At 70.8% G+C, this 24,496-nt stretch carries 23 protein-coding genes, 1 tRNA gene and 1 riboswitch; of the genes, 5 read left to right on the top strand and 19 right to left on the bottom strand.

From position 1 onward, the window contains the following. The 8 genes from B2K11_RS02400 to B2K11_RS02365 all read right to left on the bottom strand — a co-directional run. Positions 1–467: pyridoxal-phosphate dependent enzyme (locus B2K11_RS02400; RefSeq protein WP_163616466.1), on the bottom strand; the 467-nt coding region annotated here is incomplete at its 3' end. Between the two features lie 36 nt (positions 468–503). Continuing rightward, entirely contained in the window at positions 504–1,841 is a 1,338-nt protein-coding gene (locus tag B2K11_RS02395) for a homoserine dehydrogenase (protein ID WP_163616464.1), read from the bottom strand. Next, entirely contained in the window at positions 1,838–3,307 is a 1,470-nt protein-coding gene (gene lysA, locus B2K11_RS02390; RefSeq protein ID WP_163616462.1) for a diaminopimelate decarboxylase, read from the bottom strand. Before lysA ends, B2K11_RS02395 begins: the two co-directional genes overlap by 4 nt. A gap of 215 nt (positions 3,308–3,522) precedes the next feature. Continuing rightward, the gene (locus B2K11_RS02385; protein WP_163616460.1) at positions 3,523–4,344 is read right to left on the bottom strand and encodes a DUF2993 domain-containing protein; all 822 of its coding nucleotides are present in this window, start codon (positions 4,342–4,344) and stop codon (positions 3,523–3,525) included. A 2-nt stretch (positions 4,345–4,346) separates the two neighbouring features. Further along, positions 4,347–6,014 carry an arginine--tRNA ligase gene (gene argS, locus B2K11_RS02380; RefSeq protein ID WP_163616459.1) on the bottom strand — a complete coding sequence of 556 codons (1,668 nt, stop codon included), beginning with the start codon at positions 6,012–6,014 and terminating at the stop codon, positions 4,347–4,349. A 52-nt stretch (positions 6,015–6,066) separates the two neighbouring features. Then, positions 6,067–6,990: an SRPBCC family protein gene (locus B2K11_RS02375; protein WP_163616457.1), complete on the bottom strand. Its 924-nt coding sequence runs from the start codon at positions 6,988–6,990 to the stop codon at positions 6,067–6,069. Then, positions 6,987–7,313 (bottom strand): metalloregulator ArsR/SmtB family transcription factor, encoded by a 327-nt coding sequence (locus B2K11_RS02370; RefSeq protein WP_163616455.1) that lies wholly within the window; start codon positions 7,311–7,313, stop codon positions 6,987–6,989. Before B2K11_RS02370 ends, B2K11_RS02375 begins: the two co-directional genes overlap by 4 nt. 59 nt (positions 7,314–7,372) lie before the next feature. Continuing rightward, positions 7,373–8,236 (bottom strand): transglutaminase family protein, encoded by an 864-nt coding sequence (locus B2K11_RS02365; protein WP_163616453.1) that lies wholly within the window; start codon positions 8,234–8,236, stop codon positions 7,373–7,375. 160 nt (positions 8,237–8,396) lie between these two features. Between B2K11_RS02365 and B2K11_RS02360 the strand changes: the two genes are divergently transcribed. Then, positions 8,397–9,278, top strand: coding sequence for an SGNH/GDSL hydrolase family protein (locus B2K11_RS02360; protein WP_239525616.1), 882 nt, complete (start codon positions 8,397–8,399; stop codon positions 9,276–9,278). A 64-nt stretch (positions 9,279–9,342) separates the two neighbouring features. On the opposite strand, the gene B2K11_RS02355 is transcribed toward B2K11_RS02360, so the two are convergent. Beyond that, a tRNA-Arg gene (locus tag B2K11_RS02355) sits at positions 9,343–9,415 on the bottom strand. 253 nt (positions 9,416–9,668) lie between these two features. Here B2K11_RS02355 and B2K11_RS02350 point away from each other — a divergent pair. Beyond that, positions 9,669–10,007 (top strand): ATP-dependent DNA ligase, encoded by a 339-nt coding sequence (locus B2K11_RS02350; protein WP_163616449.1) that lies wholly within the window; start codon positions 9,669–9,671, stop codon positions 10,005–10,007. Between the two features lie 88 nt (positions 10,008–10,095). After that, complete coding sequence (locus B2K11_RS02345; RefSeq protein ID WP_204259982.1) at positions 10,096–10,359, top strand: hypothetical protein; 264 nt, start codon at positions 10,096–10,098, stop codon at positions 10,357–10,359. Between the two features lie 38 nt (positions 10,360–10,397). Here the strand turns inward: B2K11_RS02345 and B2K11_RS02340 are convergent, their stop codons facing one another. From B2K11_RS02340 to B2K11_RS02295, 10 genes are all read right to left on the bottom strand, one after another. Beyond that, entirely contained in the window at positions 10,398–11,378 is a 981-nt protein-coding gene (locus B2K11_RS02340; RefSeq protein WP_163616486.1) for a cation diffusion facilitator family transporter, read from the bottom strand. A gap of 5 nt (positions 11,379–11,383) precedes the next feature. Next, complete coding sequence (locus tag B2K11_RS02335; protein ID WP_163616447.1) at positions 11,384–11,854, bottom strand: hypothetical protein; 471 nt, start codon at positions 11,852–11,854, stop codon at positions 11,384–11,386. Positions 11,855–12,005: 151 nt separating this feature from the next. Then, positions 12,006–13,877: an alkyl sulfatase dimerization domain-containing protein gene (locus B2K11_RS02330; RefSeq protein WP_163616445.1), complete on the bottom strand. Its 1,872-nt coding sequence runs from the start codon at positions 13,875–13,877 to the stop codon at positions 12,006–12,008. A 45-nt stretch (positions 13,878–13,922) separates the two neighbouring features. Next, entirely contained in the window at positions 13,923–15,575 is a 1,653-nt protein-coding gene (locus B2K11_RS02325; protein ID WP_163616443.1) for a SulP family inorganic anion transporter, read from the bottom strand. 62 nt (positions 15,576–15,637) lie between these two features. After that, positions 15,638–16,471 carry a mechanosensitive ion channel domain-containing protein gene (locus B2K11_RS02320; RefSeq protein WP_163616441.1) on the bottom strand — a complete coding sequence of 278 codons (834 nt, stop codon included), beginning with the start codon at positions 16,469–16,471 and terminating at the stop codon, positions 15,638–15,640. A gap of 314 nt (positions 16,472–16,785) precedes the next feature. After that, on the bottom strand, positions 16,786–17,106 hold the full coding sequence (locus tag B2K11_RS02315; RefSeq protein ID WP_163616439.1) for a multidrug efflux SMR transporter: 321 nt from the start codon (positions 17,104–17,106) through the stop codon (positions 16,786–16,788). A gap of 9 nt (positions 17,107–17,115) precedes the next feature. Then, positions 17,116–17,181, bottom strand: a riboswitch (guanidine-III (ykkC-III) riboswitch). Between the two features lie 94 nt (positions 17,182–17,275). Continuing rightward, positions 17,276–18,268, bottom strand: a complete 993-nt coding sequence (locus B2K11_RS02310; RefSeq protein WP_204259981.1) for a CPBP family intramembrane glutamic endopeptidase — start codon at positions 18,266–18,268, stop codon at positions 17,276–17,278. 28 nt (positions 18,269–18,296) lie between these two features. Next, positions 18,297–19,625 carry an MFS transporter gene (locus tag B2K11_RS02305; RefSeq protein ID WP_204259980.1) on the bottom strand — a complete coding sequence of 443 codons (1,329 nt, stop codon included), beginning with the start codon at positions 19,623–19,625 and terminating at the stop codon, positions 18,297–18,299. Beyond that, positions 19,622–20,362, bottom strand: coding sequence for a tRNA (guanosine(46)-N7)-methyltransferase TrmB (gene trmB, locus B2K11_RS02300; protein WP_163616437.1), 741 nt, complete (start codon positions 20,360–20,362; stop codon positions 19,622–19,624). The genes B2K11_RS02305 and trmB overlap by 4 nt, the downstream gene beginning before the upstream one ends. A gap of 128 nt (positions 20,363–20,490) precedes the next feature. Further along, positions 20,491–21,333 (bottom strand): DUF3097 family protein, encoded by an 843-nt coding sequence (locus B2K11_RS02295; protein ID WP_163616435.1) that lies wholly within the window; start codon positions 21,331–21,333, stop codon positions 20,491–20,493. Between the two features lie 202 nt (positions 21,334–21,535). Between B2K11_RS02295 and B2K11_RS20740 the strand changes: the two genes are divergently transcribed. Together B2K11_RS20740 and B2K11_RS02285 are read left to right on the top strand one after the other, a co-directional pair. Continuing rightward, complete coding sequence (locus tag B2K11_RS20740) at positions 21,536–23,572, top strand: TPM domain-containing protein (RefSeq protein ID WP_163616433.1); 2,037 nt, start codon at positions 21,536–21,538, stop codon at positions 23,570–23,572. A 174-nt stretch (positions 23,573–23,746) separates the two neighbouring features. Then, entirely contained in the window at positions 23,747–24,487 is a 741-nt protein-coding gene (locus tag B2K11_RS02285; protein ID WP_163616432.1) for a PspA/IM30 family protein, read from the top strand. Positions 24,488–24,496 lie beyond the last annotated feature (9 nt).

The raw sequence follows: 24,496 nt of genomic DNA, 5'->3' as shown, positions 1-24,496 counted from the left end.
GAGTTCACGAGGTGCACCGGGTAGTTGTCGGCGAGCTCGCGCGCGATCTCGAGGCAGTCGTCGAAGTTGCCGCGGATCTGGATGAGGCGGCCGTTGTGCGCGACGGCCTGGCTGAGCTTGCCCATCGCGATCTTGCCCTCGGGAACGAGGACCGCCGCCGTAATGCCGGCGTGCGCCGCGTAGGCGGCGGCCGAGGCCGACGTGTTGCCGGTCGACGCGCAGATCACCGCCTTGGCGCCGTGGTCGATCGCACGCGACACCGCGACGGTCATGCCGCGGTCCTTGAACGAGCCGGTGGGGTTCATGCCCTCGAACTTCACCCACACGTCCGTGCCGGTGCGACGCGACAGCGCCGGGGCGGGCAGGAGCGGCGTACCGCCCTCACCCAGAGTGACCACGGTCGAGGCATCCGTCACGCCCAGACGATCTGCGTACTCGCGGAGGACTCCGCGCCAAACATGTGCCATGTCAGTCTCCTTCAGATCCCGATGAATTCCATCGACTCAGTTGCCTTCGACCCGCAGGACCGAGACGACGCGCTCCACGACGCCGCTGGCGGCCAGTCGGTCCACCGTCTCGCTGAGGTCCTGCTCCAACGCCTTGTGCGTGCCGATCACCAGTCGCGCGACGCCGCCCTCGCTGTCGCCCGCGTCCCCGACCGCCTGCTCCACCGTCTGCTCGACGGTCTGCTCGACGGTGGCGATCGAGACGCGACCGTCGCTGAGGATGCCGGCGACCGTCGCGAGCACGCCCGGCTGGTCGTCGACCTCGAGCGTGATCTGGTAGCGCGTCGTGACACGGCCTACGGGCACGATGGGGAGGTTGGCCAGCGTCGACTCGCCGACGCCGACACCGCCCGCGATATGGCGGCGGGCCGCCGACACGACGTCACCGAGCACCGCGGATGCGGTCTGCACGCCGCCGGCGCCCGCGCCGTAGAACATCAGGTTGCCGGCGGCCTCGGCCTGCACGAACACCGCGTTGTTGGCGCCGTGCACGCTGGCGAGCGGATGCGCCCGGTCGATGAGCGCCGGATAGACCCGCACCGAGATGGACTCGCCGGATTCCTCGGTCAGTCGCTCGCAGACGGCCAGCAGCTTGATGACGTAGCCGGCGTGGCGCGCGGCATCCATCATCGACGCGTCGATCGCGGTGATGCCCTCCCGGTGCACCGCCTCGAGGGGCACCGTCGTGTGGAACGCGAGGCTCGCGAGGATCGCGGCCTTCTGGGCGGCGTCGTAGCCCTCGACGTCCGCCGTGGGGTCGGCTTCGGCGTACCCCAGGCGCTGCGCGTCGGCGAGCACGTCCGAGAACTCGGCGCCCTCGGTGTCCATGCGGTCGAGGATGTAGTTGGTGGTGCCGTTGACGATGCCCATGATGCGCTGCACGCGGTCGCCGGCGAGCGAGTCGCGCAGCGGGCGGATGATCGGGATGGCGCCTGCCGCGGCGGCCTCGTAGTAGACCTCGGCGCCCACCTGGTCGGCCGCGTCGAAGATCTCGGGGCCGTGCGTCGCCAGGAGCGCCTTGTTGGCGGTCACGACGTCGGCGCCCGAGTTGATCGCGTGCAGGAGGTAGGTGCGTGCCGGCTCGATGCCGCCCATCAGCTCGATGACGATGTCGGAGCCGACGATGAGCGCGTCGGCGTCGGTCGTGAAGAGCTCCTGAGGCAGTTCGACGTCGCGCTTGGCGTCGACGTCGCGCACCGCGATGCCGACCAGCTCCAGTCGCGCTCCCGCCCGGTCGGCGAGCTCGTCGGCGTGCTGGCGCAGCAGCGCCGCGACCTGCGAGCCCACGGCTCCGGCTCCCAGCAGCGCGACGCGGAGGCGGCGGTAGTCGGTCATACGGTCCCTTCCATCGGTGCGCCCCCGGAGGAGCGCCCAGCTTCGAACACAGCGGTATCGAGGCCGGCATCGCGGGCGAGCAGATCGTGGATCGTCTCGCCGCGCACGATGACGCGCGCCTCTCCCCCACGCAGCGCCACGACGGGCGGGCGGGGGACGTAGTTGTAGTTGCTCGCGAGCGAGAAGCAGTAGGCGCCCGTCGCCGGGACGGCGAGCAGATCGCCGGGCGACACATCGCCCGGCAGGTACTCGGCGTCGACCACGATGTCACCCGACTCGCAGTGCTTGCCGACGACTCGCGCGAGCGTCGGCTCGGCGTCGCTCGTGCGCGACGCGATCCGCGCCGAGAACTGCGCCCCGTACAGGGCGGGCCGGGCGTTGTCGCTCATGCCGCCGTCCACGCTGACGTACAGGCGGGTGTCGCCTGTGGTGTCGTCGGCGCTGCCGAGCGCGACCGGCTTGGTCGTTCCGACCTCGTACAGGGTCACGCCCGCACGGCCGACGATGGCTCGGCCGGGCTCGAAGGCGAGATTCGGGACCGGGATGCCGCGCACCTCGCATTGGCGCGCCACGGCCTCGGCGATGCCCTGTGCCAACTCCTCGATGGGGGTGGGGTCGTCGACCGACGTGTAGGCGATGCCGAATCCGCCGCCGAGGTTCAGCACCGGCAGCTCGCCGCCCCGGCGGAGCTCTGCATGCAGCTCGACGATCCGCGCCGCGGACTCCTCGAAGCCGGCGGTGCCGAAGATCTGCGAGCCGATGTGGCAGTGCAGACCCACGAGCTCGAGGCCCTCGAGCTCGCGGATGCGGGCGACCGCGGCGGAGGCATCCGTGAGGGTGAAGCCGAACTTCTGGTCTTCGTGGGCCGTCGCGAGGAAGTCGTGCGTCTCGGCGTGCACGCCGCTGTTGACCCGCAGCAGCACCGCCTGCGACACCCCACGGCGCCCGACGATGGCCGCGAGCCGCTCGATCTCGATGAGACTGTCGATGACGATGGACCCGACGCCCGCGTCGACGGCGCGTTCGAGCTCGGGCACCGACTTGTTGTTTCCGTGGAAGCCGAGCCGTGCGGGATCCGCGCCCGCCGCGAGCGCGACGGCCAGCTCGCCGCCGGTGCAGACGTCGACCGCGAGACCCTCCTCGGTCACCCAGCGCACGATCTCGGTGGTCAGCAGGGCCTTGCCGGCGTAATACACCCGCGCCTGCACACCGTGCAGCGCGGCAGCCGCACGGAAGGCGTCGAGCGTGCGCCGTGCCGTGGCGCGCACCTCGTCCTCGTCGACCACATAGAGCGGCGTGCCGAACCGGCTGCGCAGCGCGGTCGCCGGGATGCCGCCGAGCGTGAGCACCCCGGCGTCGTCACGGCTCGCCGAGATCGGCCAGACCGCAGGAGCGAGCCCGTTCGCGTCGGCGGGTCGTTCGAGCCACGCGGGAGCGACGGAACGGAGATGCGGGTCGGCGGACACGGTGGACCAATCGGTGGGAGCTGCGACGCTTGGCCGTCCGGGAAGGCTGGTACGGCTCTGCCTGGCCGGAGGGGTCACGCGCCAGGCGGTGCTAGAAGTCTAGGGCACGCCGCTCGCGGCCCCTGTGCCGTGTGACGCCCTGTGCCGTGTGACGCTCTGTGCCGCGCGACGCCCTGTGCCATGGGACGCCCATCGCCGTGTGACACAGCACCGGCTCAGGCGCAGCTGCCGTTCTGCTGGAGGGCAGGATCCGTGGCGATCGCGCCGTCGACGTCGAAGTCGGCCACGAGGACGTCGCCTTCGACCTCGACGCCGGTGAGCGCGACCCCGGCCGGGAGGTACTGCGCGACGCAGACATTCCAGTCGCGCAGCACGGCGTCGGCGAGGCGCCCGAACTGATCCCGCAGCGCATCGGCGGTGACCTCCGTCCCGCCCAGCTGCAGCGACGCGGGCGAGAGGACGATCTGCCCCTCCGACGCCGTGGGCGTGAGCGCGACGCCGACGGGGATCGCGACGCCGAAGAGCTGCAGATCCATCGACATCGTGACGTTCGGCGCGGCGAGCCCGACGGTGTCGGAGGGAAAGCCCTCGACCGTCGCCAGCAGCGTCTGCAGCTGGGACTGGTCGAGCGACACCGTCGCCGTCGCGCCGCTCATCTCTCCGGTCCCCCGCACCGCCACGTCCTGGGCGGTCACGCTGACGTCGCCGGTGACGCCGCTGAACGTCACGTCATCGGACGCGATGGTGAGCTCGTCGAGGCTGCCGCCGATGAGCTGCGGGATCACGGCACCGGCGACCTCGACGTCGATCTGCTGGTCGGCGGGCAGAGCGAGCTGAGTGCGCACCTGGTCGCGCACCACGCCGGTCACCACCTGACGGGCGATCGCGTCCGCGGCGAACCACGCGGCGACCGCCAGCACCGCGACGATCGCGAAGGACACGATCCACGGCCACGCGCGGCGACGCGGCGGTGGCGACGCCGCAGGCAGCATGTCGTCGGGGAGCGGCTCGGTCGCCTGCGTGTCGCCGTAAGCCATGTCTACATCCGTTCCGGTGCGGTGACGCCGAGCAGATCGAGGCCGTTGCGCAGCACCTGCCCGGTGGCGTCATTCAGCCACAGGCGGGTGCGATGAACGGGCTCGACGGGCTCGTCGCCGAGCGGGATGACGCGGCAGTTGTCGTACCAGCGGTGGTAGAGCCCGGCGAGTTCCTCGAGGTAGCGGGCGACGCGGTGCGGCTCGCGCACCTCGGCGGCGAAGCCGACGATGCGCGGGAACTCCTGGAGCGCGCCGAGGAGCGCCGACTCCGTCTCGTGCGTGAGCAGCTCGGGGGCGAACGCGGAACGGTCGACGCCGGATGCCGCGGCGTTCCGCCCGACGTTGTGCGTGCGCGCGTGCGCGTACTGCACGTAGAAGACGGGGTTGTCGTTCGTGCGCTTGCGGAGGATCTCGGGGTCGAGCGTCAGCGGCGAGTCGGCGGGATACCGCGCGAGCGAGTACCGCAGCGCATCGGTGCCGATCCACTCGCGGAGGTCATCGAGCTCGATGATGTTGCCCGCGCGCTTCGACAGGCGCGCGCCGTTGACCGAGACGAGCTGCCCGATGAGCACCTCGATGTCCTTGTCGGGGTCGTCCCCGGCCGCGCCGGCGAGCGCCTTGAGGCGGTGCACGTAGCCGTGGTGGTCGGCGCCGAGCAGATAGATCTTGTGCGCGAAGCCGCGGTCGCCCTTGTTCAGGTAGTACGCGGCGTCGGCGGCGAAGTAGGTGTACTCGCCGTTGGAACGACGGATGACGCGATCCTTGTCGTCGCCGAAGTCGGTCGTGCGCACCCAGACGGCGCCGTCCTCGTCGAAGACGTGGCCCTGCTCGCGCAGGCGGTCGACCGCCTCGTCGACGAGGCTCGGCTCGCCGTCCGATCCCTTCGCGTGGAGCGTCCGCTCGCTGAAGAAGACGTCGAAGTGGACGTTGAACTTCTCCAGCGACGCTTGCAGGTCACCCAGCTGCAACTCGTAGGCCCGGTCACGCGCGACGACGAGCTGCTCGTCCGCCGGAAGCGACAGCAGGTCCGGCACCGCGGAGAGGACGCGCTGAGCGAGGTCGTCGATGTAGGAGCCCGGGTAGCCGTCCTCGGGGGTGGGCTCGCCCTTGGCGGCGGCCAGCACGGAAAGGCCGAACCGATCCATCTGCGCGCCGGCATCGTTGACGTAGAACTCGCGGACGAGCGTCGCACCGCTGGCCAGCAGCAGGCGCGCCATGGAGTCGCCGAGCGCGGCCCACCGAGTGTGGCCGATGTGCATCGGACCTGTGGGGTTCGCGCTGACGAACTCCAGGTTGATCGTGTTGCCGCGCTGCGACTCGTTGGTGCCGAATGCGGCGCCGGCGTCGACGATGGTCTTGGCCAGCACACCCGCGGCGGCGGCATCCAGTCGGATGTTGATGAAGCCGGGACCGGCCACCTCGACACCCGCGACACCGTCCACCTCGGCGAGCCCGGCGGCGATCTCGGCGGCGAACTCGCGCGGGTTCGCACCGACGGCCTTCGCGAGCTTGAGCGCCGCATTCGATGCCCAGTCGCCGTGATCGCGGTTCTTGGGCCGCTCGAGCGGCAGGTCCGCGGGGCTGAGCCCGTCCGTCGCACCTGGGCGTCGCGCCTCGGCGAGGGGGGCGACGACGGCGAGCAGGGCGGCGGAGAGGGCTTCGGGATTCATAACCGCCTCATTCTAGACGGCCGGGTCGCACGCCCGCGGCGGCGGCCTGCGCTCAGGTCGCGGAGCTCGCGAGCTGGGCCAGCACGAACTCCCACCCCTGCCGGTACGCCTCCACGGGCGCGTCGTCCTCCCACGGACCGGTGTGGCGCACCGAGACGACGGTGCCGGCATCGGCTGCGGTGAACCGCACCTCGACGGCTTCGTCACGTGTCTGACCTTCGTCGTCCGTCCACGTCCAGGTGAACGCGAGCCGGCGCTCGGGCTCGACGACGAGGTACTCCCCCGCCACAGCGACCCCGTGCCCCGGCGCCTCGATGCGGTAGGCGCCGCCGACGCGGACATCGGCCTCGACGGCGACGTCGCCCCAGTGCGCCCACCACCAGGACGACAGCGCATCCGCACTCGACCAGGCCCGCCACACCCGCTCCACCGGCGCGTCGATCGCCAGCCGGACATCGAGCGGACGACCGCCGAGCAGCTCCCACCGACCGACGCGCACGTCGCCGTCGCCGTCGTCGTCCCCGGCCTCGCTCTCGCCCGCCGCCCCGAGCACGCCGGCGAGGGCGACCAGGTTCTGCTCCCACCCGCCGCCGTACTGGGTCATGCGGTGCGGTCGCAGTCGGTCGTGCTGGACCGTCAGGCGGGTCTCGTCGTCGGCGATCGCGTCGAGCCGGATGGTCACGAGACCCGGATCGCCGTCGCCCGACCACCATGTGTACGAGAGCCGGGACGGCGCCGCGCAGCTCTCGAGGAGCGCCTTCCGGACCATCCCCTCGCCGATCTCGACCTCGAACTCGTCGCCGACCACGCGCGGGGGCGAGCCGACGATCGTGCCGTACCACCTCGCGATCCGCTCCGGGGTGGTCAGCGCGTTCCAGACCTCGGCGGCGGCAGCGGGGTAGCTGCGCACCAGGGAGACGGTCTGCTCGCTCTCGTCGCCGGTCAGTGCTCGGATGAAGGGGTCTGCGGTGTTCATCGTTCCTCCGTGCGGTTGCGGCGCAGCTCGGTGCCGAGCGCGTCGAGTCGATTCGTCCAGAAGCCCAGGTGCTCCGCGACCCAGTCCTGCACTTCGGTCATCCGCTCCCCGTCGAGGGAGTAGATGCGGCGCGATCCCTCGGCGCTGCTGTGCGCGAAGCCCGCTTCCCTGAGCACCCTCAGATGGTTCGACACCGCCGGCTGGCTGATGCCGAACTCGGCGCGGATCACCTCGGTGAGGTCCCCCGACGCGCGATCGCCCCGGGCGAGCAGCTCGACGAGACGTCGCCGGACCGGGTCTCCCAGGACATCGAGTGCATGCATGCCTTGTTTATATCAGCCTCTGCTGATATAAACAAGGCCTGATACGTTCGCCGGAAACGTCAGGCGAGCTGCACCAGTGCCGTGAAGTCATCGAGCGACGGGTCGAAGGGATCCTGACGCGGAAACGGGCCGTCCGCGGCCGCTTCGAGCCCCTCGCCGGTGGCGGCATCCGGAACCACCCAGGCGTCCACGCGCAGCCGGTTCAGCCCGACGTAGCCGCCGTGGTAGCTGAGGAACGCGCAGTCGGCGGCATCCCGTCCGGTCGCGATGCGCACCAGCGAGCGGCGGTGCGCCAGACGCGTCGCGTCGATGACGTACCACGAGCCGTCGAGGTAGGCCTCCGCGACCGCGTGGAAGTCCATCGGCTGCAGCCCCGGCGCGAAGCACGCGGCGTACCGGGCCGGCATGTCCATCGCGCGCAGCAGCGCGATCACGACGTGCGCGTAATCGCGGCAGACGCCCTGGCCGGTCATGAGGGTGGTGACGGCACTGTCCGTGCCCTGGCTGAGCCCCGGTGTGTACGTCGTGCTCGTCGAGACGAACTCCGAAACCGCGGCGATGAGGTCGTGACCTGACAGCCCCTTGAACTGGCGGCGCGCCTGCTGGAACACCTCGTCGGACTGCGCGTACCTGCTCGGGCGGAGGTACGTGATCGCCTCCAGGTCGCTCGTACGGCTGGTGGCGGCCTGGCCGTCCACCGTCGCCTCGTACCGGATCTCGAGCGGCCCGGGCTCGCCCGTCAGGCGGTGCAGCCGGCTTCCCGCCTGGTCGACGATCTCGGTCGGGGTGTACACGCGATCGCCCTGCGTGAACGTCAGCTGCTCGTTCGAGATCGGCACCGCCTGAGCGGCCGCGATCTGGAAGATGAGGTCGACGGAAGCCCCGAGCTCGAGGTCCATCTCAGCGGTCACGATGCGTTGCACCGAAGTATCCTCGCATGCCGCGATGACTGCGCCGTGTGGACGTCCACAGCGTCGCCCGCGGGCACCGCGAAGCGGGTCCGAACCTCGGGATCCGCCGCGCATATTGCCCAGTTCAGGACCCGTGTTCGGTGTTCGCCGATCGATGACTTACCCTCTTCTCATGCACGCGCCCGGCCGCTTCCGCGCACGGCGGCTGGGGCCAGACGCCCTGCCGCCCCGCTCGCCGCGCCAGCGGCGGGTGGCAGGGTGGGGATGGTTCTCCCTCCTGGGTGCAGCGCTCGCCGTGGCCGCGGTGTGCGCTGTGGCCGTCCTCCGCCCCTGGGGCGCACCCGAACCGGTGGTCCCGGTCGCCGTCGCGGAAGGCGATGCGGCGGTGGCGGCATCCGTTCCACCCGCGCCCCTGGTCCTCGAGGAGGGCGCGCGCGTGCTGGTGTTCGGCGACTCGTGGGTCTACGGCTCCGCCGCGACCGTGCCGACGCTCGGCTTCGCGTACCGGCTCGCCGACGAGCTCGGCGTCGAGACCGTCGTGGCGGGGGTTCGCGGCAGCGGCTATCTCAAGCCCGGGCTCGACGGCCCGGCATACGGCGAGCGCATCGCCGCCCTCGACCCGGCGCTCGACCCGGACCTCGTCATCGTCGAGGGGTCCATCAACGACCGCAGGCTGTACCCGGCGGGATACCGGGATGCCGTCACCGCCGCGTGGGACGCGCTCGAAGCCCGCTACCCCGACGCCGCGATCGTCATCCTCGGTCCTTCGCCGCAGGTGCTGCCGGTCGAGGATCCGACCAGCAGCATCGACAGGGACCTGAGCGAGCTGGCCGCCGCGCGCGGCTGGTGGTACATCTCACCGATCGCCGACGAGTGGATCACCACGGCCAACTACCTCGACGTCATCGACACCGGCCCGATCGGTCGCGACCACCCCTCGACGGACGGCCACGCCTACCTCGCTGCCCGGGTCGCCGATGCGGTCGAGGCGATGGAGCTCCAGCCCGCCATCGTGGCGGATGCCCCGCGCGACGAGGACGCCGTCGCGCCCTGACCCGCACCGCTCGGGCTCTGGACCGGAAACGAAGAATCCCAGGCGAACCTGGGATTCTTTTTCGTGCCCCCGACAGGAATCGAACCTGCGACCTTTGGTACCGGAAACCAACGCTCTATCCCCTGAGCTACGGAGGCGTGCCGATCGAGACTATCATCCCGGCGGCGCACTCCTTCACGGCTGTCTCCGCCGCGCACAGCGTCCCCACCCGGTCGAGCGCCCCATCGCCGGCGCATCCGCAGGGGGCCCCCATGGTGCATCCGGCGACGGCTGTCAAGGCCTGGCCCGCGACGCCGATCACACGCGAGGATCGAAGCTGTTCCTGATCGGCGTCCGCCCCAGAGCACCCCAGAAATACGTTCGCCGGCATTCCCAGAGCGGAGGCGCACGATGGGCAAACTCACTTACGAGGGGACGGTGAAGGTCGATTTCGACGATCGCACCCTCGCACACCTGCAGTTGGTGATCGGCACCAAGCTCCGACGCGGGGAACCCTTCCACTTCACGTGGCGCGACGACGTCAGCATCGGCGACGGCCGCACCACCATCTGGGTGCACCCCCGCTGCGCCCTCGTCTACAAGTTCTATGGGAGCCGCACGCCCCAGCTCAACCCCGCCTGGATCGACGCGCTCGCCCACACGGCGAACTCGCCGTCCGGACTGTACCTGGTGCCCGAACCCGCGCAGCCGGCGCCTGTAGCCGAGCCGGAGCAGGAACTGCTCGGCTGACCGGATACGCCGACCCGGAGGCGGTGTCAAGGCATTGGCCGTCGCGCCGAACGCCGTGCGACGGTGGACGCCGCGGACAGGAGCGATCATGAAACGGATCGACATCTATTACGGCGGGGAGCACTACAGCGTCGGCGGGCGCCGCCTCGAAGACCTCCGCGCGGAGGTCGAGGCGGGGCTCCAGGCGGGTACGTACTGGCTCGAGGTGAACGACGGCGAGGGCGAGATGCGCAGGGCTCTCCTGCTGCTGTCGCCCGGCGTCGCGCTGGCGGTCGTTCCGGTCCCTGACGAGGATCCCGCACCTCCGCCGGACGGAGAGTGGTCGGACGGCCTTCCCCAGGTGACCGGGTGAACGATGAGCCGGATGCCGCCGCCCCGGTGACGCCGGGCTCAGGCGTCGCTGTGCGATTCCTGTCGCGTGGCCGGCTCGGCTTCGTCCGGCACGCCGGCGGTCACGATGACCACGACGTCCTGCACCTTCCAGTCGAGCTGCGCCACCGCCTCGCGCACGTCCTCGATCTCCTCGAGGCGGACTTCGTCGCGAGTCGGCACCACGAAGACCTCGACGTGGAACACCTGACCCATGTCGCGCATGCGCACGCCGCTCTCACGCACCCATCCGAACTCCTGCACACGGTTCCCGATGCGCGCGATGAGGGGATGCGGTCGGGCGTCGTCCTCGGTGCGCGCGCGCTGGTCGATCAGATCGCGCACGGCCGCGCGCGAGTTGCGCCAGCCGTCCCACACGATTCCGAGCGAGATGAACAGCGCGGCGGCGCCGTCGAGCCACCACAGGCCGATGCCGACACCGAGCACGCCGACGATCGAGGCGACAGTGGAGGTCCAGTCGGCCTTGGCCATGTCGGCATCCGCGTACAGCACCTTGTTGTGCAGCTTCGGGGCAAGTCTCGCCTTCGCGTGCCCGTAGAAGAACGGGCCGATGACGATGACGCTCATCACGCCCACCATGAACCAGCCGAGCCAGATCGTCTGGCCGAACAGGAACACCGTGCCGATCGAGGGATGCTCGGCTCGGATGAGACCGCTGATCGCCTCGTAGGCGAGGTTGCCGCCGACCGCGAGCAGCGCGACGCCGGCGACCAGATGCCCGACGCCCATCATGCGGTGGAAGCCGAACGGGAACGCACGGCTCGGGCGGCGACGGATGAAGATCAGCGCGATCAGAAACGAGATCTGCGGGATCAGCGACAGCATGTCTTCGATCCACGCGGTCTTCATGGCCTGCGACCCGCCCACGACGAGGGCGATGACGCCGATCGTCACCACCGTGTAGCCGATCGTGAACCACTCCCAGCGGATGGCGCTGCGCAGCGCCTTGTGCTGTTCCGGCGGCAGATCCGTCCGTCCCATCGACTTCACCGGGCCACCTCCCGGTCGAGATAGCCCTCGAGCTGCGCCTGCCAGGCGTTCTCGCCCAGCGGCACGAGCAGCACGACGGGTCCGCGGGAACCCGGGACGGTGTCATAGGCACGCGTCACCGCCACGCGGTCCGACCACGGGGTGGCGTCGGTCATCCCACCGATCGCCACATCGAGGTCTCCGCTCTCGAGCCCGTCGACGAGGTCCTCCTCACTGCCGACCGTCCACTCGACCCTCGCATCGACGGACTCGGCGAACTCCTCGACGATCTCGGCGAGCGTGCCGCCCACCTCCGACCCGTCGATGGTGACGAGTTCGCCCGACGCCGAGGCCCCCGCGTGGAGCACTCCTTCCCTGACGCGCTCGAGAGTGCCCTGGGGGTCGGTCGGCACCGTGACGCCGCATCCCGCGACGCCCAATGCGATCACCAGCAGGGGCACGCCGCACACGCGTCGCCACCGGTTCATGCTCCGATTCTTGCGGGTGGCGCGGGAGGCGGGGAGCGCCTTGACCCTCTCCCGCCGGCCTGGTACCACGGCGGGATGGGCGGAAAGCTCCCGCCGCCGCAGACGCCGATCGCCGGCATCGCGGTGGCGATGCCGGCGATCGGAGGCCGGGTTATGGAAGGACGATCTCGAACGCGGGATCGCCCTGGTCGAGGACGCCCAGGAGCTGCTCCAGCACCCCGATGTCGCCGCGCACCTCGATGCCCTCGGACTCGGTGTCGCCGCCCGCGAGCCGGATCAGGCGGAGCTTGGTCAGCGTGAGTCCGAGCGGCGTCGACGCATCGGGCTCCCGCTCGACGTAGATCAGCACGCCGTTGTCCAGCGACAGGTGGAAACTGCGCCCGAGGTCGGAGACGGTGACGTCGATCGCGAGCGACAGGTCCCATGCCTTGGGTCCGTCGACGCGGATCGCGACCGCGTCGAACAACTGCTCGGGCGTGAGCTGCGCGACGATCAGCGGCGCGTTCGTCGCCGTCGGCGTGCCGAAGTTGCCCTCTCGCAGCTCCGTGGCGCCTGACAGGTAGAAGTTGCGCCACGTGCCGTTCTCGGCGCCGTAGGCGAGCTGCTCGAGCGTGTCGGCATACAGCGCACGGGCCGCGGCGTGGTCGGCATCGGTGAACACCGCGTGATCGAGCAGGGTCGCCGCCCAGCGGAAGTCACCGCCGTCGAACGCCTCCTGCGCGATCTCCACGACACGGTCCAGTCCGCCGATCGCGGCGACGTAGCGCTCAGCGAGCGGCTTCGGCGGGTGCGGCCACAGGCGAGCCGGGTTGCCGTCGAACCAGCCCATGTAGCGCTGATAGATCGCCTTGACGTCGTGGCTCACCGACCCGTAATAGCCGTGCGTGCTCCACGACGCCTCCAGGGCCGGCGGCAGCTGGATCATCTCGGCGATCTCCGCGCCGTTGTAACCCTGGTTCAGCAGGCGCAGCGTCTGATCGTGCAGGTAGCCGTACAGATCGCGCTGGATGCGGAGGAACCGGTTGATCTCGGCGTTTCCCCACGTCGGCCAGTGGTGGGACGCGAAGACGACCTCGGCCTCACCGCCGAAGCGCTCGATCGCCTCGGTCAGGTACTGCGACCACACGTGCGGGTCGCGGACGACGGCGCCGCGCAAGGTCAGCAGGTTGTGCAGCGTGTGCGTCGCGTTCTCCGCCATGCACAGTGCACGGTAGCGCGGGATGTAGAAGTGCATCTCGGACGGCGCCTCTGTGCCCGGGGCCATCTGGAACTCGAACTCGACGCCGTCGATGGTGTGCTTCTCGCCGGTCGTCGTCACGTCCAGCGACGGCGTCAGGATCGTCGCCTCACCGGTGGACGTCGTCTGGCCGAGGCCGGCGCCGACCGCCCCCCGAGGGCCCCGCGCGAGCGCAGCGCCGAACATGTAGCCGGCGCGGCGGCCCATGGCGACACCCGCATACACGTTCTCGGCCACCGAGTGCTCGAGGAAGCCCTCGGGCGCGAGGATCTGCACCCGCCCCGAGGTCACGTCGTCTTCGCTCACGAAACCGAGCACACCGCCGAAGTGATCGATGTGGCTGTGGGTGAAGATGACCGCGGTCACCGGCCGGTCGCCGCGGTGCCGGCGGTACAGCTCGAGCGCGGCGGCCCCGGTCTCTTTCGAGATCAAGGGGTCGACGATGACCACGCCGGTGTCGCCCTCGATGAACGACATCACCGACAGGTCGAGTCCCCGCACCTGGTAGAGCCCCTCGACGACCTCGAAGAGGCCGTGCTTGGCGACCAGGGTGGACTGACGCCAGAGGCTCGGGTGGACGGTGTCGGGCGCATCGCCCTGGATGAAGTCGTAGGTGGAGGCATCCCACACCACATCGCCCTCGGCGTTGCGGATCTTCGGGTCGTCGAGGGTTCCGAGATACCCGCGCTCCGCCGCGGCGAAATCGTCGACGTCGTCGAACGGCAGAGATGCCAGGGCCTGGGCCTGAGCCTCCCTGATCGACGCTTCCGGTTCGCGCTGCTGCATGTGCTTTCTCCCTTTCGTGCCGGCCGGACGGCCGGATCCTCAGTCTTACGGAGCACCGTCGCGACCGGCAAGCGCCGCGACCGCCGCGCGATTGGTGGCGAAGAACGCCTGACCCGACACCAGTCCGAGCTCCTCGAGGCGGGCCCTGGTAGGCGGCCGGACACGGCTGAATGCGAGCGTCACGTCGTTGTCGCGGAGCCAGTGCTCGAGGGATTCGAATGCCTCGGCGCCGGTGACGTCGATGTCGGTGACCGCCTCCATGTCGATGACCACGTGGCGAACCGGCTGGTCCGCGCCGGTGACCGCGCGCTTGACCGCCTCGGTGAAGACGGCGCCGTTGGCGAAGAAGAGCGGGGCGGCCATGCGCACGACGACCAGGCCGGGCGCGGTCGTCGCCCCGGTGGGGGCATCCTCCAGCAGGGACTGCTTGGCATCGTCGTTCGCCTCGAGCACGTCGATCGTCGGATTCGCCGCGCGCTGGGCGAGGTTGATGAGCGCGAGCACGAACGCGACCAGGATGCCGGGAATCGCGCCGACGAAGAGGGTGACGAGGAAGCATGTCGCCGCGACGGCGAACTCGAAGCGGTCCTGACGCCACAGCTGACGGAACTCGCGGATGCCCAGCAGCGGCAGGATCGCGACCCCGACCACGGCGCCGATGGCGGGCGACGGGATGTCCGCGAGCAGCGCCGTCCCGAACATCAGCAGCAGCAGCGTCCCCACCGCGAGCACGAGCGACGGCAGCTGGGTGCGGGAGCCGGCCTGGTCCATCGCGGCGGTGCGCGATGTCGAGGCGCCCATCGCGAAACTGCCCTGCGCGCCCGCGGCCACGTTGCCGAGGCCGAGCGCGAGCAGGTCGCGGTTCGCGTGGAACGGATAGCCGCGCTTCTCGGCATACGAGCGCGACACCAGAAGGCCCTCGGCGGTGGTCACCAGGGTGAGCGCGATCGCGGACGGCACGAGGGCGAACCACATGGTCCAGTCGAGGACGGGCCACGTGAGCGCGGGAGGGCCCGCGGGCACCGCGCCGAGCACGTCCACGCCCCGGTCGTCGAGATCCGCCACGACGACCAAGATCGTCGACGCGATCAGCACGACCAGCGCCCACGGGATCCGCGGCAGGAAGCGTCGACCGAGCAGCAGCACCGCGACCGAGGCGGCGGCGACGCCGAGCGACCACGCGTTGAACGTGTTCAGCCCCAGGATGAGCCCCGACACCTTCTCGACGAACTCGCCGCCGGAATCGATCTTCACGCCGAGCATCTTTGCGATCTGGCTCACCATGATGTCGAGCGCGAGACCGCCGACGAACCCGACGAGGATCGGCTTGGAGAGGAAGCTGGCGAGGAACCCGAGCTTGAACACGGCCATGAGCAGGAACAGGATGCCGCTGATGATGGCCTGCGCCAGGGCGAGGGTCGCGTAGTCCGCGCTGCCCGCGGCCGCCAGCCCGCCGATCGACGAGGCGACGAGCGCCGCGGCCGCGGCATCCGGCGACACCACCAGCTGCCGCGACGACACCATGAGCGCATAGATGAGCGTCGGCACGATGAGCGCGTAAAGGCCCGCCGTCGGCGGGAGCCCCGCGATCTGGGCGTATCCGATGTTCAGGGGGATCGCGATCGCGAGCAGGGTGACGCCGGCCGTCAGCTCCGTGACGAGATTGTGCCTGGTCAACCCCGCAAGAGGTCGTTGCATGCCGGCTCCTGAGGGGCGTGGGGAGGAAACGAACTCGTCCACCTTGGCACGGCCGGGCAGCATCACACCCGATCGCCCGGCACGAGCGGCGGACCGACGGCCTCGCTCGTGACGGTCGCCGCCCACCCCCGCTCCGCGAGGCCCGCGGTCAGCGCCGCCACCACCGCCGACGTCACGCCGAGCCCGGTCGACGAAGTATGCCAGAACTGGACCCGCGCGGTGACGCGCGCGTCGGAGACGGCCGACACGAGCACGCCGACCGCGGGCTCGGGGTGCACGCCGTCGACGGCGGCTGTGGCATCCGTCATCGCCACGGTGATGTCGGCGATGCTCGCGTCGGCACGTTCGACGCGCACCTGCACCTCGCTGCGCCGGCCACCGTGCCGGGAGTTGTTGACGAGCGTCTCGGCGAGCAGCTTCGCGTTCGGCACGTGGGCGGTGCGTCCGTCGGGCGTCGTGAAGACCACGGCGCGAGAGTTCAGCTCGATGACGGTGCCGGTCAGGGGCTCGCCGTCCGGTCCTTCGACGGTGATCTCCTCGCCCAGAGTGACGGGCTTGCGGGTGGCGATGAGCACGCTCGCGGCGAAGTTGTCGGCCACGCCCCGCAGCACGAGCGCCGCGACGACCGCCAGCACCAGCACGACGGCCAGCACCGGCTGCACGTTGGCGCCGAGGAACGCCAGAGCGACGCCGACGCCCAGCAGCAGCAGCGTGTACTGCGCGAGGCGCGCGGCGAACCGTGTGGCCGCAGGCGTCGCCGTCGGCACATGGCCCATCAGATCGACGACGCCGCGCTTGGCGAACCGCGAGGCGACCCAGCCCGCCACCAGGGACAGCACCGCCCAGAGCACCTGCCACCACGTGATCGGCGTGCTCAGGAAGGTGCTGAAATCCACCTCGTCAGGATAGGGGCGCGGGGCGCGCCGCCGAGCGAGCCTCGCCGGGGCTCCGGCTTCGTGCACGAGCCCCGGCGATGCCCGGCGCACAGCGATGATCCCCTCGATGCCTAAGCGCCGGGGGGATCGTCTGCACGAAGTATGGTTTCCGTATCCGGCTCCCTTTCGGGTTCCTCGTCTCTGTGTTCACTTCGCACTATCGAATGTCCTCCCCCGCACGGGCGTCGTCAAGGGTTCACCCGGAAGTCATCTCGACGTCAGGTTGAAAGTGAGAGAAGCCGAGGGGCGGATGCCGCGGCATCCGCCCCTCCGCCTCACTCGTGTCCCACGAGCTTGAGGCCGACGACGCAGCCCACCAGCCCGAGGATCAGCAGCATCTTGACGATGGAGAACGCCTCGTCGCCCGTGATCATGGCGTACGCGACGGTGAGCGACGCGCCGATCCCCACCCATACCGCGTAGGCGGTGCCGGTGGAGATGTCGCGCATCGCCCAGGCGAGACCGCCCATGCTCAGCAGCAGAGAGACGCCGAAGACGACGGTCGGCCAGAGCTTGGTGAAGCCCTCGCTCTTGCCGAGCGCGGTGGCCCAGACGGCCTCGAGGACTCCGGACACAATGAGAACGACCCACGACATGACTGTGCTCCTGGCCAGTCTTGTCGCTCACCGGGTACTGATCCGTCGTCCGGGGATCCGGTCGAGGATCCACGGCCCACCCTAGCCACTCCCCCTGGGCACGCCCTGGGCAGTGGAATCGCGAAAGGGTATACATGCGCCGGCGCATGTATACCCTTCGCGATTCCGGTCACACGAGGAAGAGCCCGTCGAGCATCCCCGGGTTGTGCGCGTGCACGAGCACGAGGAACACGACGGCGTCGAAAAGCAGGTGCACGGTCACGACGTAGGCGAGCGAGCGCGTCTTCATGAAGATGAAGCCCTGCAGCAGGGCGAACGGGATCGTGAGCAGCGGGCCCCACGCCTGGTACCCGAGCTCCCACAGGAACGAGACGAACACCACCGACTGCAGCACGTTGGCCTGCCAGAACGGGAAATGGCGCCGCAGCAGCGCGAAGCAGGTGCAGATGAAGAACAGCTCGTCCCAGATGCCCACCGCGCCCACGCCGACGAAGAGCCGCGCGATGAGCTCGGGGGTGTTCACGACGGGCCAGTTGAGGTACACCCCGGAGGTGATGAAGTAGAACGGCAGGATCAGCCACCCGAGGAGCAGGACCGCGACCAGCCAGGTCCACTGGAACCGGGTCCACCGCCCGCCGCCGCGCCAGGGGAAGCGGATCGCCCCCCGCTGCCCGGCTCCGTCGCGATACACCCACCGCGAGATCACGTAAGGGACTGCCACGGCGCCGCCCAGAGCGAGCGCGAACCGCAGGATCGCGAGGTTGTCGAGCTCGGCCTTCAGCGGGATGGCGCTCACGATGAGCAGCCCCACGGCGATGAGCGAGAGGTCGCGCAGCAGCGACGGCGGACGGATGCCGGTGGCCGTCGCCGTCTCGATGCTCGAGCCCGCACGCACGGCGTCGCCCGGCGCGGCGGCTGCGGGCGGGCCCCGGCGCTCAGAGGCTCCGCGCGGTGCCACGGCGTCGCCCGGAGAGCTCGTGGGGAGCGTCCGCTCGACCAGCAGGGCGGTCGCGAGCCCGGCTGCCAGCAGCAGCCAGCCGAGCCAGGGCACCCGCGCGACGAAGAAGGCCGGGGCGGCCAGGCACACGAGGAGGGCGGGCACCAGCCGCCATGACCACGCGGCCACGACCGGCGCGGGCGGGGCGTCGGGGTGTGCAGGCATGCGGGGCGGCTCCGGGGGTCGGTGGGCGTCAGCGGTCGAGCGGGTGCGCGATCTCATCCTCGGGCATCCGGGCCACGAGGTACGCCAGCACGCCGAGCGCGAGCGGGATCACGCCCGCGGCGATGAAGATCGCCTCGATGGGCACCACCTCGGCGAGCGGGCCGGCGAGCGCCATCGACAGGGGCATCAGCGCGAGCGACACGAAGAAGTCGAGGCTCGAGATGCGTCCGAGCATGCGGCGGGGCACGCGCCGCTGCAGCAGCGTGCCCCAGATCACGTTGCCGTAGCTGAACCCGAACCCCACGAGGAACAGGCACAGCGCCATCACCCAGTACTCGTGCGTGACGCCCACGACGGCGAAGGGCAGCGTGCTGACCGACCAGACGCCGATCATCACCGTCAGGTAGCGCCGAGGCAGCCGCATCGACGACACCACGATCGAGCCGAGCACGCCGCCGATGCCGTAGATCGCGAGGAGGAACCCGAACAGCCGCGGATCCTCGCCGATCCGCTCGCGGGTGAGGAACGGCAGCAGCACCTCCTCCGGTCCGAGGAAAACGAGCACCCAGCCGGTCGCGAACAGCAGGGTCCAGAGCAGCCAGGGCGTCCGCACGGTGAACGCGACGGCCTCGCGCAGGTCGTGCAGCACTCCCCGCACGCCGGCTGCCGGCTCGTGCTCCTCGCCCTCCGCGACGGGCGGCTCCGGCCGCACGAACAGCAGCAGCACCAGCGCGAGCGCGTGCGCGGCGACCACGCCCCACGCCGCGTGGGCAGGTGCGAGGACGGCGGCGACGATCATGCCCGCCGCTGCGGGGCCGGCGGCCTGCTGCAGCGCCGGGCGGATCGCACCCTCGAGTCCGTTCGCCGCGAGCAGCTGGGCAGGCGGCAGGATGCGAGGCAGGATCGCGCTGTAGGCGGGGAAGAAGAAGCCGGCGCCCGCTCCGAGCACGAAGGCGACGATCGCGAGGTGCGGGATCGACACGGCCCCCAGCACGCCGGCCACCGCGACGGATGTGATCGCGACGAGGTTCAGCAGCTCGACGACGCGCAGCAGCAGACGTCGCGGTACGCGATCGGCGGCGATGCCGCCCGGGATCGCGCACACCAGCAGCCCGACGGCGTTCGCAGCGGCGACCAGCGAGAGGTCCACCGGACCGCCTCCCGCGCCGATCACGGTGTAGACCATGACGACGGCCCACATGCCGGCGCCGAAGATCGAGAGCACGACCGCGCCGAACAGCATGCGGAAGTCGCGGTGAGCGAGCGGGCGCACGAATCGCCAGTGGTCGCGGCGTGTGGCCGGGGCGACGCCGGGAATCGGATCTGGCCCTGGGACCGGCCCCGGGCTCGCGCTCATGACCTCGCGGCGCGGCGGTACGACAGATCGCGGATGTCGCGTCCCACGCGCGCGCCCTTGCGCTCGAACGCCGTGAGCACCCGGCCCTCGAAGCGCGGCGCCCAGTCCCCCTCGAAGGTCGGCTCGAACTCCGGCGCCGCGGCCAGGACGGCGCGCATCTGCAGGGCGTAGTCCTCCCAGTCGGTGGCCAGGCGCAGGATGCCGCCGTCCCGCAGGGCGGTCGCCGCGATCTCGGCGAAACCCTCGGCCACGAGGCGTCGCTTGGTGTGCTTCTTCTTGTGCCACGGGTCGGGGAAGAAGACCCACAGTTCGTCGACGGATGCCGCCGGCAGCAGGTGCTGCAGCACCTCGGGCGCGTTCGCCTCGACCAGCCGCAGGTTGCGCGCGCCGGCGCGGTCGGCATCGAGCATGGTGCGGGCGAGCCCCGCCCGGAAGACCTCGATCGCGAGGAAGTCGTCGTGGGGCCGCGAGGTCGCGGCGTGCACGATCGCGTGCCCTTGACCCGATCCGATCTCGACGATGAGCGGCGCCTCGCGCCCCCACACCGCGGCCGGGTCGATCGACGATCCGGGCAGGATGCTGGTCGCCGCGAGATCGCGCGGCACGTCGATCACGTAATGCGGGGCGAGCTCGCTCCAGGCGCGATCCTGCGCCTCCGACATCCGTCCGCTCCGGCGCACGAACGACACCGGCTTCTCGCGGAAGGTACGGGGCTCGGGCGCGGCAGGGTTCGTCACCCCACCAGGCTACCCAGCCCGCCCGACGCCGCCGCTCCGGCGAGGGCGGCAGTCCCCGGCGAGCGCGGCTACCCGACGCAGCGGCCGCAGGAAACGAAAGCGGTCACGGACGGGAAGCCCGCGCCGCCTCAATGCGCGACGGTGACGAAGTCGATGAGCTCCTCGACGCGGCCCAGGAAAGCCGGCTCGAGGTCGCGGTAGGTCTTCACCGAGGCCAGGATGCGCTGCCAGGCGCGCGCGATGTCGGCCTGGTCGCGCGCGGGCCAGCCGAGCGCGCGGCACACCCCCACCTTGAACTCGGTGCCGCGAGGCACCTCGGGCCAGCGCTCGATGCCCATGGCGCGGGGTGTGACGCACTGCCACACGTCGACCCACGGGTGCCCCACGATCAGCACGTGCGCACCGTGGCGGCCGCGGGCGATGGTGTCGGCGATGCGCGATTCCTTCGAGCCCGGCACCAGGTGGTCGACGAGCACGCCGTAGCGGCGCTGCGCAGAGGGCGGCTCCTCGTCGAGTGCGGCATCGAGCAGATCGATGCCCTGGAGGTACTCCACGACGACGCCCTCGGCGCGCAGGTCGTCGCCCCACACCCGCTCCACGAGCTCGGCGTCGTGCCGGCCCTCCACCAGGATGCGGCTGGCGCGCGCCGTGCGCGCTCGGGCGTCGGCGGCGGCGAACGACCCCGACGCCGTCCGCTGCGGGCCGGTGCGCGCCGGTGCGGCGACGGGCGGCCCGAGCACGACGTCCCTGCCCTCGATGAGGAACCCGGGGCCCAGCGGAAACAGGCGCCGGCGACCGGTGCGGTCCTCGAGCTCGACCAGCCCGCCCGAGACGCCGACGACGGCCCCGCAGAATCCGTCGTCCGCCACCTCGACGACGAGATCGCGGGATGCCGGCACCCGCGGCACTTCGCGCACCCCGTGGCCCTTCCAGCCCGTGGCCAGCACATCCCCGCCGTAGCGATCGTCCATGGTGCTCCTTCCGAATCGGCAAGATTACCGGCCGGCCGCTGCACCGCCCTTCAGCGACCCGCACCGCTGCGCCGTGTGGCGCCGGGAGCACGGGTACGTTCACGGCGAACACACATGCGGGAAGGGAGCCGTGGGCTATCGTCGTATCCCCGCGGCTGAATAGACTCGCCGGAGGGGAACCCGAGTCCCAGAGGGGGGATCGATGCGACTGCGATGGGCTGCAGCGCTGGCGTCCGTTGCGGTGGTCGCGATCACGGCGATCGGCGGCGGGATCGCGCAGGCGACTCCCCCGGTGTCGCTCCCCTCGGTCTTCGTGGTCGATGACGTGGACGTGCTGTCGGCGACAGAGGAGGCCGAGGCGCAGAGCCGCCTCGAGCAGCTGAAGTCCGACACCGGACTCGACCTCTGGGTCGTCTACGTCGACGACTTCACCGACCCCGCCGACGCTGCGGACTGGGCGAACCAGACCGCCGACGACAACGGACTCGGGGTCACGCAGTACCTTCTCGCGGTCGCCACCGAGGGGCGCCAGTACTACCTCTCGGCCGACCCGGCCGGCCCGCTCACCCAGGACCAGGTCGCCGCGATCGAGCAGCAGCGGATCCAGCCCGCGCTCGCGCAGGACGACTGGCTCGGCGCCGTCGATGCCGCGGCCGACGGCCTCACCGACGCTGCCGGCGGCGGTTCGGGCGGGGTCGACTCCGGCGCCTCCGGCGGCGGATCGTGGCTCACCTGGCTCCTCCTGATCGGGGTCGTCGGAGTCGGCATCGTGCTGCTCGTGATGTTCCTGCGGCGCCGGCGCACACGCGGCGCGGTGCCGGGTGCACCGAGCGGCCCGCCGCAGCCGAGTATCGAAGAGCTCGAAAGGCGCGCGGCGACGCTCCTCGTCGAGACCGACGACGCGCTCAAGACCAGCGGCCAGGAGCTCGGCTTCGCCAAGGCGCAGTTCGGCGATGCCGCCACCGAGGAGTTCGAGGCGGCGCTCGCGACCGCGCAGCAGAACCTCGACGAGGCGTTCGGGCTCAAGCAGAAGCTCGACGACGTCGATCCCGATTCCGAGGCCGACGCCCGCGCGTGGAACGAGCGCATCATCGCCCTCTGCGAGGCGTCCAACACCCTGCTCGACGAGAAGGCGGCCGCCTTCGACGAGCTGCGCAAGCTCGAGCAGAACGCTCCCGAGGCGCTCGCACGTGTGCAGGAGGAGCGGGCGAAGGCCGCGGCATCCCTCGATCAGGCCGCCGCGCAGCTGCAGCAGCTGCAGTCGACCTATGCGCCGGAGGCGCTCGCCACCGTCGTCGACAACCCCGCGCAGGCACGTCAGCGCCTGGCGTTCGCCGACGAGCAGCTCGCCGCCGCGCAGACCGCCATCGGCGCCGGCGACGGCGGGGAGGCGGCAGTCGGCATCCGAGCCGCCGAAGAGGCTGTGGGTCAGGCCACGCTCCTCGAGGACGCCATCGAGAAACTGGCGGCCGATCTCTCCGCCGGTGAGCGCAACGCGACGGCCCTGGTCGCCGAACTCGAAAGCGACATCGCCGCGGCGGCGGCCCTCCCCGACACCGACGGGCGCATCGCGAGCGTCATCGCCGGCACGCGGCAGCAGCTCGACGCCGCACGCACGCAGCTCACCGGCACCGCACGGCGACCGCTCGCCGCGCTGCAGAGCCTCGAGGCGGCCAACGCGCAGATCGACTCGCTCGTGCAGGGCGTGCGGGATGCCGCCGCCCAGGCCGAGCGCGCGCGCCAGATGGTCGGCCAGGTCATGATGCAGGCGCAGGCTCAGGTGTCGGCCGCCGAGGACTACATCACCGCGCGCCGCGGTGCGGTCGGAGCACAGGCTCGCACGCGCCTCGCCGAGGCCGGCGCCTCGCTCGCCCGGGCGCACGCGCTGCAGGCGGGCGACCCGCAGCAGGCGCTGCTGCAGGCGCAACGCGCCGATCAGCTCGCAGGGCAGGCGATCCAGCTCGCACAGAACGACGTCGGCGCGTTCGACGGCGGAGGAATGGGCGGCATGTTCGGCGGCCCGCAGGGCGGCGGTCAGTCCGGCGGCGGCATGCTCGGCGCGGTACTGGGCGGCATCGTGCTCAACTCCGTGCTGAGCGGCGGCCGCTCCTCCGGCGGCGGGCTCGGCGGCCTGGGCGGCATGCTGGGCGGCGGCGGCCGATCCTCCGGCGGCGGTATGCGACCCGGTAGCTTCGGAGGCGGCGGCACACGCGCCCGTCGAGGAGGTGGCCGCTTCTGACCCCTCCGCGCGGAGCCGACCGCACGCGTGGCGCGCGGCATCCATCTCCAGACCAGACTCACCGCAGTCAGACTGACCACTGTCCGACTCACCACACTCAGACTCACCACACTCAGATTCACCACACCCAGACTCACCACACCCGGAACTGAAGTCCGATAGGAAGGAAATCCGATGGCGAAGCAGTCCATCTTCGGTCGCATCTCGACCCTCATGAAGGCGAACATCAACGCGCTCCTCGACTCTGCCGAGGACCCGCAGAAGATGCTCGATCAGCTCGTGCGCGACTACACGAACTCGATCGCCGACGCCGAGTCGGCCATCGCCGAGACGATCGGCAACCTGCGCCTGCTCGAGCGCGACCACCAGGAGGACGTCCAGGCGGCCGCCGAGTGGGGCAACAAGGCCCTCGCCGCCAGCCGCAAGGCCGACGAACTGCGCAAGGCGGGCAACACCACCGACGCCGACAAGTTCGACAACCTCGCCAAGATCGCGCTGCAGCGCCAGATCAGCGAGGAGAACGAGGCGCGGGCGATCGCGCCCACCATCGCGACGCAGAACGAGGTCGTCGAGAAGCTCAAAGAGGGCCTCAACGGCATGAAGCAGAAGCTCGAGCAGCTGAGGTCCAAGCGCTCCGAGCTGCTCGCGCGTGCCAAGACCGCCGAGGCGCAGAACAAGGTGCACGACGCGGTCAAGTCGATCGACGTGCTCGACCCGACGAGCGAGCTCGGCCGGTTCGAAGACAAGGTGCGTCGCCAGGAGGCCCTGGCCGCCGGCAAGCAGGAGCTGGCCGCGTCGAGCCTCGACCAGCAGTTCAACGCCCTCGAGGACGTCGGCGAGCTGACCGAGGTCGAGGCACGCCTCGCGGCGCTCAAGACCGGCGGTGCGCCGGTGCAGGCTGCCATCGAGAACTGACTCCCATTT

Origin of the sequence: Microbacterium sp. B35-30 (assembly GCF_010634855.1) — a bacterium.
In the GTDB taxonomy this organism is placed as follows: Bacteria; Actinomycetota; Actinomycetes; order Actinomycetales; family Microbacteriaceae; genus Microbacterium.
The sequence above is the reverse complement of the archived record's forward strand: the minus strand, read 5'-3'. Positions and strand labels throughout refer to the sequence as shown.

What these genes read in the sequence shown, in the direction of transcription:
- B2K11_RS02340 (WP_163616486.1), bottom strand. Translation starts at nt 11,378, where the DNA reads ATGGGACGGACGGATCTGCCGCCGGAACAGCACAAGGCGCTGCGCAGC.
- B2K11_RS02305 (WP_204259980.1), bottom strand. Translation starts at nt 19,625, where the DNA reads ATGAGCGCGAGCCCGGGGCCGGTCCCAGGGCCAGATCCGATTCCCGGC.
- argS (WP_163616459.1), bottom strand. Translation starts at nt 6,014, where the DNA reads ATGAATCCCGAAGCCCTCTCCGCCGCCCTGCTCGCCGTCGTCGCCCCC.
- B2K11_RS02335 (WP_163616447.1), bottom strand. Translation starts at nt 11,854, where the DNA reads ATGAACCGGTGGCGACGCGTGTGCGGCGTGCCCCTGCTGGTGATCGCA.
- B2K11_RS02310 (WP_204259981.1), bottom strand. Translation starts at nt 18,268, where the DNA reads ATGCCTGCACACCCCGACGCCCCGCCCGCGCCGGTCGTGGCCGCGTGG.
- B2K11_RS02325 (WP_163616443.1), bottom strand. Translation starts at nt 15,575, where the DNA reads ATGCAACGACCTCTTGCGGGGTTGACCAGGCACAATCTCGTCACGGAG.
- B2K11_RS02285 (WP_163616432.1), top strand. Translation starts at nt 23,747, where the DNA reads ATGGCGAAGCAGTCCATCTTCGGTCGCATCTCGACCCTCATGAAGGCG.
- B2K11_RS02350 (WP_163616449.1), top strand. Translation starts at nt 9,669, where the DNA reads ATGGGCAAACTCACTTACGAGGGGACGGTGAAGGTCGATTTCGACGAT.
- B2K11_RS02370 (WP_163616455.1), bottom strand. Translation starts at nt 7,313, where the DNA reads ATGCATGCACTCGATGTCCTGGGAGACCCGGTCCGGCGACGTCTCGTC.
- B2K11_RS02315 (WP_163616439.1), bottom strand. Translation starts at nt 17,106, where the DNA reads ATGTCGTGGGTCGTTCTCATTGTGTCCGGAGTCCTCGAGGCCGTCTGG.
- B2K11_RS02385 (WP_163616460.1), bottom strand. Translation starts at nt 4,344, where the DNA reads ATGGCTTACGGCGACACGCAGGCGACCGAGCCGCTCCCCGACGACATG.
- B2K11_RS02360 (WP_239525616.1), top strand. Translation starts at nt 8,397, where the DNA reads ATGCACGCGCCCGGCCGCTTCCGCGCACGGCGGCTGGGGCCAGACGCC.
- B2K11_RS02375 (WP_163616457.1), bottom strand. Translation starts at nt 6,990, where the DNA reads ATGAACACCGCAGACCCCTTCATCCGAGCACTGACCGGCGACGAGAGC.
- B2K11_RS20740 (WP_163616433.1), top strand. Translation starts at nt 21,536, where the DNA reads ATGCGACTGCGATGGGCTGCAGCGCTGGCGTCCGTTGCGGTGGTCGCG.
- B2K11_RS02345 (WP_204259982.1), top strand. Translation starts at nt 10,096, where the DNA reads ATGAAACGGATCGACATCTATTACGGCGGGGAGCACTACAGCGTCGGC.
- B2K11_RS02395 (WP_163616464.1), bottom strand. Translation starts at nt 1,841, where the DNA reads ATGACCGACTACCGCCGCCTCCGCGTCGCGCTGCTGGGAGCCGGAGCC.
- B2K11_RS02330 (WP_163616445.1), bottom strand. Translation starts at nt 13,877, where the DNA reads ATGCAGCAGCGCGAACCGGAAGCGTCGATCAGGGAGGCTCAGGCCCAG.
- B2K11_RS02295 (WP_163616435.1), bottom strand. Translation starts at nt 21,333, where the DNA reads ATGGACGATCGCTACGGCGGGGATGTGCTGGCCACGGGCTGGAAGGGC.